Genomic DNA, 16,570 nt, shown 5'->3' with positions numbered 1-16,570 from the left:
ATCACTCCTTGTCTTTATGGAACGACTGGAGCAGCCGGTATATTTCCGTTTTGGTGACGATTACGAAATATCGTAGACTCGGCGGGAAGAACAGCGCTCATCCGGTTTTCCCCATGGACAGTGGACACGCATTGTGCGCAGAATTTCGGAGGAGACCGTTTCAGCCACTGCTCTTCCCTCCGATGGCATATCATGCGATCAAACACCTCCGCCCGGTCCGATGGATCATGATCGGGATCGTTATTCTTTATTGCTTTAATGGGACAGACGTCGATGCATCTGGTGCATTCGCCACAATGGTTATTCAACGGTTTGGCCCCTTGGTCCAACCGGACATCGGTCAGGACAGTGCACAACCGGACCCTGGGGCCAAATTCGGGGGTTATCAATAGACTGCTCTTTCCGATCCAACCTAGACCGGCCTGGTAAGCTACTGCCTTGTGGGATATCTGGCCGGTGATCAATTCTCGGTCCATGGGGAAGGCAATGGTCACCGGCAGCGCATGGTGTCCATGATCCTTGATCAGGTCCGCGATTGAGGTCGCAACTTCGTCCTGTAGGCTCCTGGCATGGACCATGCATTCATAGTAACGGTCTACCTTAGATCTTTCATAAGCTGCCTGCATCGGTATTTCCCACAGAAGACTGATGGCATGATTCATGCCTCGGCCCAACCTTGAAACGCTCCCAAGGACCGGTATCCCTTCCATCGGGGCATATCCTACCTTGGCCAGGCCATAAGAGGTGATTATTGAATGGATCTCGTTCTTGATCTGCTCCAGTTCTCCCGACGGCAACATGGCGGCCTGGATTATCGTATGCACGGCAATAACATTTTTCTCAGGCGCTGAAGAGCGTGTCCCGGAGCTTTGCCACCAAACCTTCTGAGGCGTCATCCACCGGTACCAATTCAATTTCCTCGGGTGATGAAACTCCTATGCCCAGCTCCACCGCCCTTCGTATTTGGTCCTGTTCAAAGATCCGCTTTGATTCGATCGCCTTGGTGGTGCCATGCATCTTCAAGGCCGCCACCCCCACCGCATCCATGGCCACCCGGTCGTCCGAAGCCAGGGTGGTGTTGGCCTGCCATCGGGTCCCTGTCATGGGGCCTCCATCAACGAAAGCCTCCACCCCATCCATTATGATGAGTTTTGGGCGGTAGGCCACATTCATCTCGGCGATCATCTCCCGGATGTGGTCAGAGGAGTGCAGTTCGCGCATGTTCGATCCGGCCACCATTCCGGTCGTCACTTTCAGCGACATGGTGAAATGCCCACCGAAGCCATGGGTCTTCAGGCAGCACAACGTCACCACCACATCAGCCTCCAACACGGGCCTCGCGATCATGAACCCATCCCGCCAATGGGACCCTGGAGGACTTATCCTGGCAAACAGAGACTTTGGGATCTCGTCAAAGATGACGGTATCGAACCCTAGGCGATCTGCCATCGCGAATATTCCCTTTTCTTGGAACACCTCTCTGGTGTTTGCCGGGCCGCTCCGGTCACCGACCATCAAGCTCTTCGGACCGCTCTGCTGGACAATCCTGACCATCGATTCCAAGGTATCGTTATGGGTGGATCCCGGGGTCGGGTCGGCAGTATTGAAGTTCGGTTTTATCAATACAGTCTTGCCGTTCAATTCTGGCAGACCGAATGCCTCGACCACCTTCCTTGTACAAGCTTTGCGGTCGGGACCAACCGCCATGCACACCCTTGATTTCATCCGCTCATCTCAGAGACGTTTGGGCACGGACCCTATAATTATCTTTTAGCCGGTGAACGGTAACAAGCGTTCCAACTTTATAGGCCGGCAACATTACACTCCCAGGAGATAGTGAGCCTCTTGCCGAGCAAGCGTGAGAATCTGGCGGACAAATACTTCAACTGCAGCCAGAGGGAAAGGGTGGTGTTCGAAGCGGGGATCAAACTGGGAACCATCTACCACCAGTTCGTCGGCACCCCCCTCAGTTCCACCAGTGTGGATTCGCTGGAAAAGGCGATCCAGGATGGCGTGCGGGTGCAGCCGTTCGTCAAGGATGTCAAGGTTCATATCTCCAGGGATGCGTTGCGTCGGAAATCGGATGAGTACGACTATCAGACCTTGACCGGCCCGATGATGGATGTCATCCTAACGGTGAAGATGGATGGAGTGACCGTCGTCGCCGAGATGAGATACATCGAGGAGCTACATTATCCCCTGATGTACGTCAGGTCTATACTGGAGGAGTAGTCCTTTTTCCTATGTATGGTCTAATTTTTTCCATCGAAAAGATAAATAGCCCCAAACGCGTTACGGGTAATTCCTATTGCGGAATAGCGGTGAGGGCCTGGTTCGCCCTTCGGTGAATTTAATGAACAACATAAAGATCGGTATAACTGGCCTTCCAAGTGCGGGCAAGACGCACACCCTGGTAAAGGTTATCGAAATGCTCGAGACAGAGGGCCTCAAGGTCGGTGGCATGATCACCGAACCTATTTTGGACGATAAGAAACGAAGCGGTTTCTACGTAATCGACTGGCGCACCAAGGAGAAGGGAGTGCTGGCCTCCACGGACATTGTGAGCAAGTTCATGGTCGGCAAGTATGGCATCGACCTCAGTGTGCTGGAGGATGTCGGCGTCCGGGCGCTGGAGACGGCTTGCGCCGAGTCCGACGTCATCGTTATCGATGAGGTCGGGAAGATCGAGGTCGAGAGCGAGAAGTTCGTTAACGCGGTCAAGGCAGCGTTGGACGTGGAGAAGCCTATCCTTCTGACCTTGCACAAGAAATCGCGGAACCCGCTCCTTCAGGACATCCGGCGCCGGGACGACGTAAGGATATTGGAAGTGACGCCCATCAACCGGAACCTGCTTCCTTACAAGATAATGAAGCTCATGAAGGGAGAGCTTCTTTGAGCCAGCCGGCTGACTCCATCCTAGCCCGGGAAGGCGCCACGGACATTTACATCCCAGTCAACCATACCGATCACGGTCCCGGAAAGATTCAGGGCCGGGTATTCTTCAACGGCCAGATGGCATTCAACCGCGATGTCTCGGTCATGTTCTTCAGTTCACCGCAGGTGACGGTTCGCACGGCCATAGACGCCATGTCGGCGACCGGCGTGAGGGCGCTGAGGATCGCCAAGGAGGTCAGGCCCGACATCCATTTTGACATATGCGACCGAGATGCAATGGCCGCCGAGTTCATCAAGGAGAACATCGCCCTCAACGGCCTGGAGAACTGCACCGCGATCAACAACGACCTGCGCTGCCAGCTTGCCAGGGAATACTACGACTATGTGGACCTGGACCCATTCGGGACTCCCGTGGATTTCATTCCGGCGGCACTCCAGGCGTTGAAAAGGAACGGCATCCTGGCGATCACGGCCACCGACACCGCTCCCTTGGCCGGGGCGCAGTCCAAGAAATGCGTCCGCCGATACGGGGCGATACCCTGCCGGGGCGAGTTCTGTCATGAGGCCGGCCTTCGCATCCTGATCGGTTACGTGGCCAAGGAAGCGGCGAAGCTGGACAAGGGAACGGTACCGATGCTGTGCTTCTACGCAGACCATTATATGAGGCTATACCTGAGGATGCCCCAGTCGGCGTATCACGCGGATGCCGCTCTGGACCAGATCGGGTATATGCAATACGACCGGTCCACCCATGAAAGGACCACGTCGAAGCACCAGAGGACCCCGAAGGACTGCGGACCGATGTGGCTAGGACCGCTGGCGGACAAGGACTTCCTCGGCTCCATGGGGATGCCAGATTCCTTGGCGGAGAAGGACAGATGTGCCAAATACATGGAACTGTGGAAGGAGGAACTGGATGTTCCCTATTTCTATGAGAACAACGAACTGTCCTCAGTGGCCAAGCTGTCCCCTCCAAGGCGAGAGGTCCTGATGGAAAAAATGAGACAGATCGGCCACGCGTCCCGAACCCACATGTCACCCACTGGCTTCAAATCCGATCGAAGTTTCGCTGAAATACTGGCCGCCTATCGGGAGATAGGCCTCCCCGGATAACCAAACCTTAATTACCCAGAGACGGATTTGGCGGTTGCTGGTGAGCACCTGCCTAGCATCGCTGTCATTGGTACTCAATGGGGAGACGAGGGAAAGGGTAAGATCACTGATTATATCGCCGAGGGCGCGGACCTCGTGGTGCGGTACCAGGGCGGAACCAACGCCGGTCACACCATCAAGATCGGGGACGACGTCTTTGGCCTTCATCTTCTTCCTTCAGGGATCCTCAGGCCTAACACCATAAACGTCATTGGCAATGGTTGTGTCGTCGACCCGGACGAGCTGCTCAAGGAAATGAAGCAGATCGAGGACCGTGGCTATTCGATGAAGGGTTTGAAGATATCCGACCGGGCGAACGTCATCGTAAAGTACCACAAGATGCTGGATGGGGCCGAGGAAAGGCAACGCGGTGCAAAGGGCGTAGGCACCACTGGCCGCGGCATAGGACCATGTTATTCTGATAAGATCTCGCGGTCCGGGATCAGGATCTGCGACATCATGGACGAGGAGGCATTGAAAGAAAAGATGGACCTCATCTATCCGGTCAAGGAGAAATACCTGCATATTCTGGACGGACCAAAGATGGAGGCCAAGGACCAGCTTGTCCGATCATTGCTCGATTCCGGTAAACTGTTGGAGCAGTACGTCGTCGACGCCTCGGTACTGGTGAACGACGCGCTGAAGCACAACAAGAAGGTGTTGTTCGAAGGAGCGCAGGGCACCATGCTGGACATCGATCACGGCACATATCCCTACGTCACATCGTCCAACTGCATCTCCGGCGGGATCTGCACCGGCGTCGGCGTTGGTCCGAACAAGATCAATGATGTGCTGGGCGTCACCAAGGCATACACCACGAGGGTGGGAGCTGGACCGTTCCCGACCGAATTGAGCGATGACCTTGGAAAATACCTGCTCACCAAGGGCGGAGAATGGGGCACCACCACCGGAAGGGCCCGCCGCTGCGGCTGGCTGGACCTGGTGGTGGTAAAGCACGCTTGCCGGCTGAACGGCCTCACGGCCTTGGCGGTAACCAAGCTCGACGTCCTGAACAGCCTGAAGACGCTAAAGGTCGCCACTGCATACGAGATCGACGGCAAGAAGTTCGATGAGTTCCCCGCTTCTCTTCACAAACTGGAGAGGGCCAAACCGATCTATGAGGAACTTCCCGGATGGGACGATTGGGCAGAAGGCGAATCAAAGGCCGTGGCCCAGAAGGGATACCAGGCATTGCCCAAGAACATGCGTGACTATCTCGACTTCATCGCCAAGGTCACCGAGGTTGAGGTCAAGATCGTCAGCATCGGCAAGGAGCGCGAGGAGACCATCGACCTCAGGCACAAAGCCTGATCCCTGGCCGTTCCCGCATATTGCGGACAGAACCGCCTTTTCTCTATGGCCCAGAAGTATCCTGATAGGATGGCCATTGCTCTTCTTTTTCATTTAGTATACGAACGATGTTCCAGTGGAAAAGGGCAGACGAACGCTCATCCTCCTTTCGTCGATTTCATTATCCGAAAGGATGAACTACCCGTGACTTCGTATTAACACACAGAGGGTGAAAAAATGGTAACCGGCAATATGTTGGTGACCTTTCGCCCGAACCAGAAAGGTCACGCTGAGGAAGAGATAAGAGCAAGACTCAAGGACGTGGACGCATACGTGGACAGCATCGAGTACACGGACATGGAAGGCGTGTGCGAGATCAAGGTCCTTGGGGACCCGAAGGAAGTGGTGGCGGACCTAAGGAAGCTGTGTTTTCAGGACCCCGAGCAATTCCCCTATACACACCATTGGGTACCGCTGGAGAAATGGGTCGAACCTTACATCGATGAGATGCTGAAGGTGACGACCGAGTATGGAAAACAGATAGTCTCCAATGAGAGATGGATGATGCATCTGCATAAGCGCCATACCGATAGGCATTCGTCCGATCTCATCGAGAGACTGACCGCACCGATAAACCAAGGCATCGTCGATCTGAGAGATCCCCAAAGGATCGTCATCGTGGAACTGATGGGCGACCGGGCCGGCATGTCCCTGGTGAGGAGCGAGGAACTGCTGGACGTCATCAAGGTCAGGGAGACTATCGAGAAAAGGATGCTCTGAAGGACTGGATGGCAAATCCTTTTCACTAGGTCCGGTCAACGGTGGCCTTGAATTGAGCGCGTAACCAGCTGGCCTAATGAGTGGATCCATTAGCGGCATCAGCCATGGCCCTCATGTTCAGTAAAGGAGTAGCAGGATCGAGTCCGCAGGCTGGTGCCAGAACGTCGATCCCCTCCGCCAAGCAGCGCGTGCTGAGATCGAAGATCTCATTTGGCTCAAGACGTAAGATCGATAAAGGGTCTAGGTTGCCAACAGCTGCACACCGGCCTGATAGTTGCTCCTTGGCCTCACGAACACCCATTGTCTGGTGGATTGTCAGTCCGTCCGCCCCGCTGTTTGCCATGAGATCGAAATTGCATCCGGGATGCCCGCAATGGTGGAGGATGGAGCGGGCACCCATCTCATGTACTTCTCGTGCCAAGGTCTGCTCCCCCGGCAGGGCGTTATCCAGATATTGCTGTCGTGATAGGATCTCTCCGCTGGCCCAGGTGTCCTCAAGAACGATTACGTCAGCCCCTGCCTCCACCGCCTCATGGATGAAGGTAACCGCCCATCTTTCGGCCAATTTCAACACATTGCCGAGGAATGCGGGATTGATTATGATGTCCATGAGAGTGTCCCTTTCACCACGCAGGAAACAGGCCAGAGTGAACGGGGCGGTCACTGCGCACAGGACAGGCACCCTTTCACTTTTTAGTCGATGCACGGCCTCCAGCACAACAGGTGCCCTTCCGTCTTCCCGAGGGTTCGGGACCATCGCCCGATCGACCGCTTCCTGATCGACCAGGGGATGCCCGCTGACGTACGGGTGCCTAAGGATAGCCCCCATCTCGACCGATGCGCCAAAGGCAGAAGCGTCCATGGTGGTCTCGAAAGGAACCCTGGCCCCTTCCTGGCCTCCCAAGGTGACCGAGGCCAACGCCAGCGTGGCCATCAGTTCTGCGTTCGTATGGGCCAATGGCCACTCCGCACCCACTGACCGCTGGAGGTCCGCTATGGCTGTCTGGCCGGGACTGACACAGGGCGCTCGATCGACCACCCCACGGTCCAAGGCGGTCAGCAATCGCTCCTTCATGGTCAGCAGAATGGTGCCCCCGGAATCAGATAGATCGAATAGACCTCGAATAAATTTGTTTTGACGATATACGGATCGTTCGCCATGTTCTTCAATTCTCAATCGATCTTATCGTGCCACATCTTGATCGTTGCTTTCCTCGGATACGGCAATGGGAAGGGGTGCCTGCAGGAAACGCAGAACGTAGTGTCCATTTCAACCCAATAATGGCATACAGGGCACTCCTTACGGAGCGGTAAAGAACAGACCGGACACATGGGGTCCATCCTTTCCACGACCGATTCACATCTGATGCAGTGCCTTTTGACCTCTCCCTGAAGCCATGGAGCGGGCTCTTCCTTCCTCACTTTCACGATACGATACAATTTCGAAACCATGGACTGCCCGCTCTCGCATACTGTGCCCTTACATGATAGGTAGTGGCTTGATGGCTTAACCCCTGGCGATAAGGTACAACGGAAGCTCGAAGCCGCTGACCGGTCCGAGCTCCAACGCCCATCGGGTGATCCGCTCGATTCCGCTCTTCTGCTCGCTTGCCAGGCTAGAAATGATCGCTTTTCTTGCCGATGTTTTGCTGCCGACACCGCTCTCATTGATCGCCTTCATGACCGCCATCGGTGTGAGCGCCCCTGCAACGACGGAGTTGTCGAAGGTGTAGCCGATCGTATCGACCGGCACAAGATACGCCTTGACCTTGGTCTTGTCCAAGATCAGCTTCAATATCTGGTGCGTGATGATAGAGTTGCCCGTGATCAATACCGGCGAGCTATCGTCAGGCGAGTTGTACTCGAATAGCTTCTCCGGCACCTTCTGTTGCATGGGGTCGCTCTCTGGTAGGCGGATATCGATGCTCAGCACCGCGTCGATCGCCTCGGCCATCTTCTTTTCGATCTTCGGGCAGTCAACCGCCTTTGCATTCTTGTCGATCAATTTCTGAGCGAATTCGGCCCAGCCCTTATCCTGTCCAGGCAGGTACTTCACAAGATCTTCAGCTTTCAACTTATACAGGTCTATCTCTTCAATGGCCATTTGATTCCTCCTTCTTCGTTTCCTTCATGGTGATCTCGACGAAACCGGACATGCGCTGGCCCCCAGCGCCGCCGACTCGTTCAGCTAATGTGATTATTTCTTTGATGTCATCCTCGCCGATCCCCAGCTCCAGCGCCTTGCCGAGGTGATGCTTGAAACAGGGTTGGCAACGGCCGGCCACCGAGGCTGCGATGGCCGCTAGCTCCTTGGTGCGGGGGTCCATCATATCAGACTTCCTGTGTCCTCCCCCTGAATTTCCCACCCACATCGTAGTACTTCCGTTTGAAGTACAAGGACAGGTTCACCAGTGAAATTAGCGCTGGCACTTCCACCAGCGGTCCGATGACGGCCGCGAACGCGACTGCCGAGGATATGCCGAACACGCCAACGGCGACTGCGATCGCCAGTTCGAAGTTGTTGCTCGCCGCGGTGAACGATTGGGCAGCGGCATGACCGTAATCGATCCTGAGCCGCATGGAAAGCCAGAACGACAGCAGGAACATGATCGCGAAGTAAATGACCAACGGGATCGCGATCCTTACCACATCAAACGGTGTGTCTACGATCGACTGGGCTCTCAACGAGAACATGACCACGATGGTGAAGAGCAAAGCCAGCAGGGAGACCTTCCCCGCGACCGGCATGAACTTGTTGTCATACCAGTCTGCTCCCAATCTTGGTCTCAGAGTGTATCGGCTGATAACACCGGCGAAGAACGGTATCCCAAGATAGATTATCACGCTTATGGCAACGGAAACGATCGAGATGTCCACCGCCACTCCGGATCCCGGTGATACAACGTCCGATAGCACAGAGATCAGGAAATATGCGTAGAACGAGTAGAGGACTATCTGGAATATGGAATTCAGAGCGACGAGGATTGCTACATACTCGCTATCTCCTTCGGCGAGCTGGTTCCACACCAGGACCATGGCGATGCATCTCGCTACCCCCGTCAATATTAGACCGATTCGGTATAATGGTTGGTCCGGAAGGAAGATCCAGGCCAGGGCGAACATCAGCAACGGGCCGACGACGTAATTCAGCAGCAGGGACGTTGAGAACATCTTCTTAGCCTCTGGCTGCTTCGTAATCTGGCTAAGCTCTTCATACTTAACTTTGGCCAAAGGAGGATACATCATGAGTATCAGGCCGATGGCGATCGGGATCGAGGTGGTGCCGACGCTCATCTTGTTCAAGGAATCCGCGAATCCCGGAATGGAGACTCCGAGGACAACGCCTAATCCCATGGCGGCAAAGATCCAAACGGTCAGATACCTATTCAAGAACGACAGTTTCTTCAATCCGCTTGGAGCCGGGCTATTTTCCTCTACGGTCTCGCTCATCAAATCCCCCTAATTAATGGTCCCTGGCCATCTTGTTTCAATTATTGTTGAAGTGAAGCATTTGGTCGATATAAATAGGTTCCTGACCATTGTTATACTCATTCCAATGCACGACGCCTGGATGGTTCAAATGAAGAACCTTTTGTGAATATGCGCTCACAATTCCGCAATGTCACCGATGGACGAAGGTTGAAAAACACTCTCTAGTCATTATGGGGCTAAATGGGTCTTCCCTGGAGCTGATAATGGACCCACGGGTTCAAGGAATATCTGATGCAAGGGAAGATGCTGAAATCAATAAATGGATAATGGATACTCTTTATTACTTCAGGAGCGCAGAGGACAAGACATGGCCGGGAAAAGTACGTCGAAGAAAGATTGTTGTACGGATGTGATGAACCTTCCAAAGGAAATGGAAGAGGCCCTGAACGAGCGAGGTGGATTGGAGGGATTGAGAAAGCTTGTCCCTGACCAGGAAAATCTTACTTCTGAAGCGGAACGTTTTCAGGCGGTATCAGACCCGATACGGTTGCAGATCCTGCATGCTCTCCTCGTCATCGACCTGTGCCCCTGCATTCTTAAGGAGATAACCGAACTATCCGATTCTCGTCTGTCATATCATCTCAACATCCTGGAACAAGCGAAACTGATCACCTCTTCCCCGCGTAAGAAATGGCGTATCTATATGCTGACAGAGATGGGGAAGTCATTGATAGCATTCTAAAATTATCCAGATTTCCGAATGAACGGCTCAAGAAATAGAATGTTTGAAGAATGGAAGAGGAGACAAACGACCTCAAATACCTCCTTATGCTGGTCCTTAGGGAGTCTGGAATTCTATTAAGGAATTCGTTCAGGGCAGACCTTTTTGTAAACCATTCGGGAAGTATCGAGTATGTCCTCGGCTAGCCTCCTTGAGACTGAACAATGAGATTTCAGATCGATCGTAACTAGTCAGTACAATGTTATAATGCAAATTCTGTCCTCACTCAGAGAAGGTCGATATGTCGCTCATGATGTTCTAATTTCAATTAATGTTGATATAACGAAAAAAACAGACCGATGTTGATCAATTTTGTATTTCAGATCTGTTTGAATCGTTACTCTCTCGAACGGCCTGGGCTAATTCGGAACATGCGCTCTCTACGTCCCTTTTCGTGTTGGCATAGATCAAGGCATTCCCATTGGAATATAACTTTATGACAACCCCCTCGTCCTCAAAAAGGATGGTGAGTAATAACGGACTATACGTGACATTGATGCTAGGACGCTTTGAAAGAGCAACGCTCAGGGAGTCCAGATCTATTGGTCCATCAGCCATCGCCTCGTACTCTTCCGTCGACGAGCAGAGTTTTCTAATTCTGAACTTCATTACTATTGCCCCCTTAGTGATCAAGTCAGCAATCTTAGTATCAATTGTATGGCAAAGACCCACATGATCAGTCCGAAACCGACCTTGATCCAGTTGGATCTTAGCTTCACGGTCAATCTTGCCCCTATCGATGCGCCGATGAGCACTGCTATGCCTGTTGCAACAATCAGAGTTACTTCGAGGGCTCCGAAAGCCGAATGACCTATGACCCCAAACATCGAAGAGAAAATGATTATGAACGAAACCGTCCCGGCTGAGTTCTTTGTTGGATATTTGCAGATGAATATGAGAAACGGTACGATAATGATGCCGCCTCCAACGCCCAGCAGTCCCGACAAGATACCCACCAGGAAGCTGACGAAGACGATCGTGGCATACATTCTCCCGGAAAAACCGGTGGGGCAGACCTCGCTTTCCGCCTTCTTATCCCGCATTGTGTAGATCATCCTGGCCCCAGCACCAATGAGAAAGATGACAAATAACCACATCAAAATGGTTGGATCGACGAAATTGCCGAGGACACCCCCGATTAGGGAGCCGATACAAATCCCAGGGATGAATGCTGCCGACATTTTCATGTCAATCAATTTCTGGCGAAAGTAGACAATGGAGGCAGAAGCGGCCGTGAAAAGGTTGAGCACCAACGATGTCGATACCGATATGAAGGCCGTATAACCCAGTAGGAATAGGATCGGAGTGTAGAGAGAGCCGCCACCCTGTCCGAACATCGAGAAGATGATCGAGACCAGAAATACGGAGATAACGGCGACCCAGAACAACCCGTCCATGGATATCCCTACTGTATTCCCTTCAATACATTGACCCAGGTCTGGGTATACTCCGAGCAAGGTATGCACATCGGCTTGCCATCGACCATGCGCAAATATCGTTCGAATACATACTCGCCGCACTTGGTGCATTTGCCCTTCGAGAACGATCCCTTTGGCCGGCTGAAGGTGAAATCGGGCAGTCTCTCTACTTTGAACATATCCTCATCAGATGCATTCAGCACCATATCGACCACCTCGGCGACTACCGCTTCAGGGACATTAGAAGGCTCCACACCCTTCTTCCGGTAGTCGAAGAACTCGAACTTGCCCAGCGCGTCCTGGAACTCTGAACGAAGATATACTCTCACAGCTCCCTTTCCTGGGGCATAGAGTATAGTGGCTACCTTCCCGTAATCCAGCCGTTCCATCATCAATTTGCCATAAGTGCATCCAGTGGCGGACATGGCACCATCCATCATGCAAGTTTGCGGATGGCCAACCCCCATCTCCGAGAAGGCGAATGCACCATGGTCTTTGACCCTCTCGATTCCTAGCTCTTTTAGGCCCAGGATTCCCATTCTGTACCCGATGGGCATGAACGGGCAGACGTGCCCATGGAATACCCATGTCCATTCCGGAATCTCGAACTTTGTGTGGTTCATTTCATCCAAACCTCATTTCAAGATATGTTGAAATATTGCCTAGAGTATATACCCTTTGTCCCTGACCATTCATCTGGACCAAGAATAATTCATGAGGATGTCCCATGTCTTCCAAGGCAAAAGTGAACATGAACTTATGCGGTTATCAAACAACGATCGAGGTAACCGTTGCAGAGAACGGTGGTTATCACGTGAAAATCATATCACCGTGCCCAAAAGTGAGAAAATTCGCCGAAGGCCTTGAGCATCTGGACATAATGGACATTACCGATTGGAGCGGCAGCAAGATCCTGGACAGGATGAAGGATGGCGAGGTCGGCCTTCATTGCTCCGTTCCGACCGCTGTTTTGAATGTTGCGAGACTGGAGGCGGGCATGATCGCCATGTCCATGGCAAAGAAGGTCAAGGGAAACTCATGGGAATTCGTATTCGATTAGAGAAAATTTGTGTGAAACAAGTCAGATTTACATTTCAGGCCATTTATTAGTCTCTTTCGATGGTCGCCTCGGACCTTTGCTCAGCATTGTGGAATATCGTTGAGGCCATGGCGAAGATGGCCAGTGGGTGTGGCTTCGCTAATCTCCTTGTTCGTAAGACCTATGTGCGTTCCAGCATTTATGGGAATAATCTATCATATGAAGTGTGAAAATAATGATATGACCTATTGATTTTGCGATGCTTTAAGTATGATTCATCTCAATTTGCGGCTTCAATGTCAGAGACCCAGCAAGCGGGACTGCCCCGTCCCGTGATCATCGAGGACGAGTGCAAGGGATGCGGCAGATGCGTCAACGCCTGCCCGAAGAAGGCACTCCGCATGTCCACCAAGATCAACAAGAAGGGATTCATCCACGCGGAATATGTTGGCGAGGGATGCACCGGTTGTTCCATCTGTTACTATAACTGCCCCGAGCCCTATGCCATCGAGGTCCATACCGAAAAGAAGGTGACGAAATGAGAAAGTTCACAAAAGGCAATGACGCCGTGGTCATCGGTGCACTGTACGCCGGATGCGACGTCTATTTCGGTTACCCCATCACACCAGCAAGCGAGATAGCAGAGGGAGCGGCGGAACTTTTCCCTCAGCTGGGCAAGGAATATCTCCAGGCGGAATGCGAGACCGCCTCCATCAACATGCTCTATGGGGCGGCGAGCGGCGGCAAGCTGGCCATGACCGCCTCGTCCGGCCCAGGCATCAGCCTCATGCAGGAAGGCATCTCCTATATGGCTGGGGCACAGCTTCCGGCACTCATCGTCAACATCATGAGGGCCGGGCCGGGGCTGGGCAATATCGGCCCAGAGCAGGGTGATTATAACCAGGCGGTAAAGGGGGGCGGGCACGGCAACTACCATGCCATTGTCCTAGCCCCGGCTTCTGTCCAGGAGATGTGCGACCTGACAATCAAGGCTTTCGAGCTAGCCTTCAAGTACCGCAATCCGGCGATGATCCTGGCGGACGCCACACTCGGCCAGGTCAAAGAATCGCTAAAGCTTCCGGAAAAGGAATCGGAGAAACCGGATACCACCACCTGGTCCGTTCAAGGGGATGCAAAGACCCGCAGAAACCTGATCTCATCCATATACCTGGACCTGGAGTTGATGGAGAAGCATAACGAGATGCTCCAGGCCAAGTATGCCTCGATGGAAAAGGAGGCGATGAGCGAAACGTATCTCATCGAGGATGCTGAGCTGATCATTACCGGTTACGGGACGAGTGCGCGCGTTGCCCGTTCAGCGGTTGACCAGCTGAGAAAAGAGGGAGTGAAGGCCGGTCTCTTCCGGCCGATCTCTCTTATGCCTTTCCCCACCAGGGAGCTCAACCGGGTGATGCTGGGCAAGAAAGTCCTGGTGGCCGAGATGAGCAATGGCCAATATCGGGACGACGTGCTGCTGCACTTGGAACGAGAAGTGCGGACCCCGGTCCGACTGGTGAACCGCATGGGCGGCATACTGATCCAGGTGGAGGATGTGCTCAAGGCGGCACGCAGAATGATGAAGGAGGTGCAGTGATGGCAATATCTGTCAAGAAGGCCACGGGCCTCTATGAAAAGTTCGAACGGAAGGACGGAACGAAAACAACGACGTACTGCGCCGGATGCGGGCATGGCATCATCCAGAAGCTTATCGGGGAAGCCATGGCCGAACTGGGGATCCAGGACCGGACGGTCTTCGTCTCGCCGGTCGGCTGCGCCGCGTTCTGCTTCTACTACTTCGACTGCGGCAACGTCGCCGGACCGCATGGGCGGGCCTCGGCCGTCGCCACCGGCATCACCCGTTCGCTCAAGGACAAGGTCGTCATCGCCTACCAGGGGGATGGAGACATGGGGGCCATCGGCTTCAACAACGCGTTCCAGGCGGCCAACCGGGGCGAGCATTTCGCGGCGTTCTGCGTGAACAACAGTCTCTTCGCCATGACCGGCGGCCAGATGGCGCCGACCACGCTTCCGGGGCAGAAGACCACCACGACGCCGTTCGGGCGCGATGTGGCGAACACCGGTTTTCCGCTGCACATGTGCGAGGTGTTCGCCCAGCTGGAGGCTCCGGTCTATATCGAACGCGTCTCAGTAGCTGACACCAAGCGGATCATGCAGGCCAAAAAGGCGGTGCGCAAGGCCCTGGAGATCCAGAGGGATGGAAAAGGATACGCTTTCGTCGAGTTCCTTTCCCCCTGCCCCACCAACTGGCGAATGGACGCTATAAAATCGGCCGAGTTCGTCACCAACGAGATGGAGAAAGTGTTCCCGCTGGGATGCCTACGCGACAGAAGCGCCGAGCCTGGCCTTCAGCGGAAGCCGATCGAGCAAAAGACGCTCAAGGAGCTCATGGGAACCACCGGCCACGGCATCGACCCGGTACCTGACCCGAAGTTCGGCGAGAAACGCTTCAAGTTCTCCGGGTTCGGAGGCCAGGGGGTCCTCAGCCTCGGATTGGTTGTTGCGGAAGCAGCCGGAAACGACGGAAAGTACGTCTCCTGGCTCCCCAGCTACGGACCGGAACAGAGGGGCGGGTCTGCCTCCTGCTCGGTCGTAATGAGCGGTCAGCCGGTAGGTTCGCCGACCGTCGATAGACCCGACGTCCTGGTGTGCATGAACCAACCCGCACTGGAAAAGTTCATTTCGACCGTCAGCCAAGGCGGTGTTCTCATCTACGATAAATCGCTGCCAGTAAAGCCGGAGGCAAGGGGCGACGTTCGTGTGATAGCATTCCCAGCGATGAAGATCGCCGGAGACAATGGCGTGCCGAAAGCGGCTAACACCGCTTTCCTCGGCTGCATGAGCGCACTCGGGCTCATCGGGCTGCCGGAAGAACAGGTCATCGAAGCGCTGGCAGAGAGCTTCTCCTCGAAACCCGCTTTGGTGGAGAAGAACAAGAAGGTGTTCGAGGCGGCCAAGGCGTGGGTGACATCCAATATAAAGTGATCGGGCAAGCATGAGGTAGAATCACTTGGTTCGGCCTCATGCTTCATTTTCTTCCAACCGCTGACCGCACCTTAGACGGTCCTTACAATCAACCTTGACCGCTCTAGATAACCTTAAAATAGAAAACCAGGGCATTCGTTGCCAAAGGACCCGGTCTGCCAGCCGTCCATCGGACCGATGGCGTCCGTTCCATCAATTCGATTTGCAGGGATAGAATGACTTCTCCGGAAAAGCTCGGAACCCGAATACGCACGTACCGCGAACGCCTTGGACTCACACCCGAGGATCTGGCCAAGAACTCCGGTCTGGATCTGACGCTCCTCAAGAACATCGAGGAGAACAAGGCCTATCCGGCCATAGGGGTGCTGGTCAAGCTCAGCCGTGCCCTAGGTCAGAGGCTGGGAACTTTCATGGACGACCAGTTCATCGGGGATCCGCTGATCGTGCGGGCGAACGAGCGAAAGGAGGACACGCCGGGGGCCAGAGGGGCCGGACCCGACCATGCCCACTACTTCGCACTGGGAAAGGGCAAGACGGACAGGCACATGGACCCTTTCTACATCGAGTTCAATGGCGGCGGGGAGAGGCAGCTATCGTCCCATGAGGGAGAGGAGTTCATCATCGTGGTTTCGGGCAAGGTCGAACTGATCTACGGCAAGGAGACGTTCATCCTGGAAGAAGGTGACTCGATGTACTACAACTCGGTCGTTCCGCACCACGTCGGCTCGGCGACCAAGGGTCCCGCATCCATCTATGCCTCGGTGTACACTCCGTTCTGAG

21 protein-coding genes are annotated in these 16,570 nt (G+C 54.0%); 11 read left to right on the top strand and 10 right to left on the bottom strand.

The window, feature by feature from the left end:
* Positions 1-14: 14 nt before the first annotated feature.
* Positions 15-800 carry a hypothetical protein gene (locus tag VGK23_00550; GenBank protein ID HEY3419027.1) on the bottom strand — a complete coding sequence of 262 codons (786 nt, stop codon included), beginning with the start codon at positions 798-800 and terminating at the stop codon, positions 15-17.
* Positions 801-840: 40 nt separating this feature from the next.
* Positions 841-1,707 (bottom strand): DUF362 domain-containing protein, encoded by an 867-nt coding sequence (locus VGK23_00545; protein ID HEY3419026.1) that lies wholly within the window; start codon positions 1,705-1,707, stop codon positions 841-843.
* A 129-nt stretch (positions 1,708-1,836) separates the two neighbouring features.
* On the opposite strand from VGK23_00545, the gene VGK23_00540 reads away from it, so the two are divergent.
* The 5 genes from VGK23_00540 to VGK23_00520 all read left to right on the top strand — a co-directional run bounded on the left by VGK23_00540 (position 1,837) and on the right by VGK23_00520 (position 6,117).
* Positions 1,837-2,232, top strand: coding sequence for a dihydroneopterin aldolase family protein (locus VGK23_00540; GenBank protein ID HEY3419025.1), 396 nt, complete (start codon positions 1,837-1,839; stop codon positions 2,230-2,232).
* Positions 2,233-2,353: 121 nt separating this feature from the next.
* On the top strand, positions 2,354-2,896 hold the full coding sequence (locus VGK23_00535; protein ID HEY3419024.1) for an NTPase: 543 nt from the start codon (positions 2,354-2,356) through the stop codon (positions 2,894-2,896).
* The gene (locus tag VGK23_00530) at positions 2,893-4,008 is read left to right on the top strand and encodes a tRNA (guanine(26)-N(2))-dimethyltransferase (GenBank protein HEY3419023.1); all 1,116 of its coding nucleotides are present in this window, start codon (positions 2,893-2,895) and stop codon (positions 4,006-4,008) included. Before VGK23_00535 ends, VGK23_00530 begins: the two co-directional genes overlap by 4 nt.
* 27 nt (positions 4,009-4,035) lie before the next feature.
* Positions 4,036-5,358, top strand: coding sequence for an adenylosuccinate synthase (locus VGK23_00525; protein ID HEY3419022.1), 1,323 nt, complete (start codon positions 4,036-4,038; stop codon positions 5,356-5,358).
* 216 nt (positions 5,359-5,574) lie between these two features.
* The gene (locus VGK23_00520) at positions 5,575-6,117 is read left to right on the top strand and encodes a hypothetical protein (GenBank protein ID HEY3419021.1); all 543 of its coding nucleotides are present in this window, start codon (positions 5,575-5,577) and stop codon (positions 6,115-6,117) included.
* 73 nt (positions 6,118-6,190) lie between these two features.
* Here VGK23_00520 and VGK23_00515 read toward each other — a convergent pair whose 3' ends face one another.
* The 5 genes from VGK23_00515 to arsB form a co-directional block, all read right to left on the bottom strand.
* A complete protein-coding gene (locus VGK23_00515; GenBank protein ID HEY3419020.1) occupies positions 6,191-7,192 on the bottom strand; it encodes a uroporphyrinogen decarboxylase family protein in 1,002 nt (333 codons plus the stop codon).
* 98 nt (positions 7,193-7,290) lie between these two features.
* On the bottom strand, positions 7,291-7,569 hold the full coding sequence (locus tag VGK23_00510) for a zinc ribbon domain-containing protein (GenBank protein HEY3419019.1): 279 nt from the start codon (positions 7,567-7,569) through the stop codon (positions 7,291-7,293).
* A gap of 55 nt (positions 7,570-7,624) precedes the next feature.
* Complete coding sequence (locus tag VGK23_00505; protein ID HEY3419018.1) at positions 7,625-8,221, bottom strand: hypothetical protein; 597 nt, start codon at positions 8,219-8,221, stop codon at positions 7,625-7,627.
* The gene (locus VGK23_00500; protein ID HEY3419017.1) at positions 8,211-8,444 is read right to left on the bottom strand and encodes a carboxymuconolactone decarboxylase family protein; all 234 of its coding nucleotides are present in this window, start codon (positions 8,442-8,444) and stop codon (positions 8,211-8,213) included. Before VGK23_00500 ends, VGK23_00505 begins: the two co-directional genes overlap by 11 nt.
* Positions 8,445-8,448: 4 nt before the next feature.
* On the bottom strand, positions 8,449-9,567 hold the full coding sequence (gene arsB, locus VGK23_00495) for an ACR3 family arsenite efflux transporter (protein HEY3419016.1): 1,119 nt from the start codon (positions 9,565-9,567) through the stop codon (positions 8,449-8,451).
* Between the two features lie 394 nt (positions 9,568-9,961).
* Between arsB and VGK23_00490 the strand changes: the two genes are divergently transcribed.
* Positions 9,962-10,291 (top strand): metalloregulator ArsR/SmtB family transcription factor, encoded by a 330-nt coding sequence (locus tag VGK23_00490; protein ID HEY3419015.1) that lies wholly within the window; start codon positions 9,962-9,964, stop codon positions 10,289-10,291.
* A 345-nt stretch (positions 10,292-10,636) separates the two neighbouring features.
* On the opposite strand, the gene VGK23_00485 is transcribed toward VGK23_00490, so the two are convergent.
* From VGK23_00485 to VGK23_00475, 3 genes are read right to left on the bottom strand one after another with little or no spacing between them, the layout of a single operon-like run.
* Positions 10,637-10,939, bottom strand: coding sequence for a hypothetical protein (locus tag VGK23_00485; GenBank protein ID HEY3419014.1), 303 nt, complete (start codon positions 10,937-10,939; stop codon positions 10,637-10,639).
* Positions 10,940-10,959: 20 nt separating this feature from the next.
* Entirely contained in the window at positions 10,960-11,727 is a 768-nt protein-coding gene (locus tag VGK23_00480; protein ID HEY3419013.1) for a sulfite exporter TauE/SafE family protein, read from the bottom strand.
* Between the two features lie 8 nt (positions 11,728-11,735).
* Positions 11,736-12,371 carry an FmdE family protein gene (locus tag VGK23_00475; GenBank protein ID HEY3419012.1) on the bottom strand — a complete coding sequence of 212 codons (636 nt, stop codon included), beginning with the start codon at positions 12,369-12,371 and terminating at the stop codon, positions 11,736-11,738.
* A gap of 104 nt (positions 12,372-12,475) precedes the next feature.
* Between VGK23_00475 and VGK23_00470 the strand changes: the two genes are divergently transcribed.
* The 5 genes from VGK23_00470 to VGK23_00450 all read left to right on the top strand — a co-directional run bounded on the left by VGK23_00470 (position 12,476) and on the right by VGK23_00450 (position 16,569).
* Positions 12,476-12,808 carry a hypothetical protein gene (locus VGK23_00470; protein HEY3419011.1) on the top strand — a complete coding sequence of 111 codons (333 nt, stop codon included), beginning with the start codon at positions 12,476-12,478 and terminating at the stop codon, positions 12,806-12,808.
* A 227-nt stretch (positions 12,809-13,035) separates the two neighbouring features.
* A complete protein-coding gene (locus VGK23_00465) occupies positions 13,036-13,329 on the top strand; it encodes a 4Fe-4S dicluster domain-containing protein (GenBank protein HEY3419010.1) in 294 nt (97 codons plus the stop codon).
* Positions 13,326-14,381 carry a 3-methyl-2-oxobutanoate dehydrogenase subunit VorB gene (vorB, locus tag VGK23_00460; GenBank protein ID HEY3419009.1) on the top strand — a complete coding sequence of 352 codons (1,056 nt, stop codon included), beginning with the start codon at positions 13,326-13,328 and terminating at the stop codon, positions 14,379-14,381. The genes VGK23_00465 and vorB overlap by 4 nt, the downstream gene beginning before the upstream one ends.
* Positions 14,381-15,790, top strand: a complete 1,410-nt coding sequence (locus VGK23_00455) for a 2-oxoacid:acceptor oxidoreductase family protein (GenBank protein ID HEY3419008.1) — start codon at positions 14,381-14,383, stop codon at positions 15,788-15,790. Before vorB ends, VGK23_00455 begins: the two co-directional genes overlap by 1 nt.
* A 215-nt stretch (positions 15,791-16,005) precedes the next feature.
* Positions 16,006-16,569 carry a cupin domain-containing protein gene (locus tag VGK23_00450; GenBank protein HEY3419007.1) on the top strand — a complete coding sequence of 188 codons (564 nt, stop codon included), beginning with the start codon at positions 16,006-16,008 and terminating at the stop codon, positions 16,567-16,569.
* The last annotated feature ends 1 nt before the right edge of the window (position 16,570 follow it).

The organism is Methanomassiliicoccales archaeon (assembly GCA_036504055.1).
Taxonomy (GTDB): Archaea; Thermoplasmatota; Thermoplasmata; order Methanomassiliicoccales; family UBA472; genus DASXVU01.
Note: the sequence above shows the minus strand (reverse complement) of the source record. Positions and strands in the feature narration are given on the sequence as shown.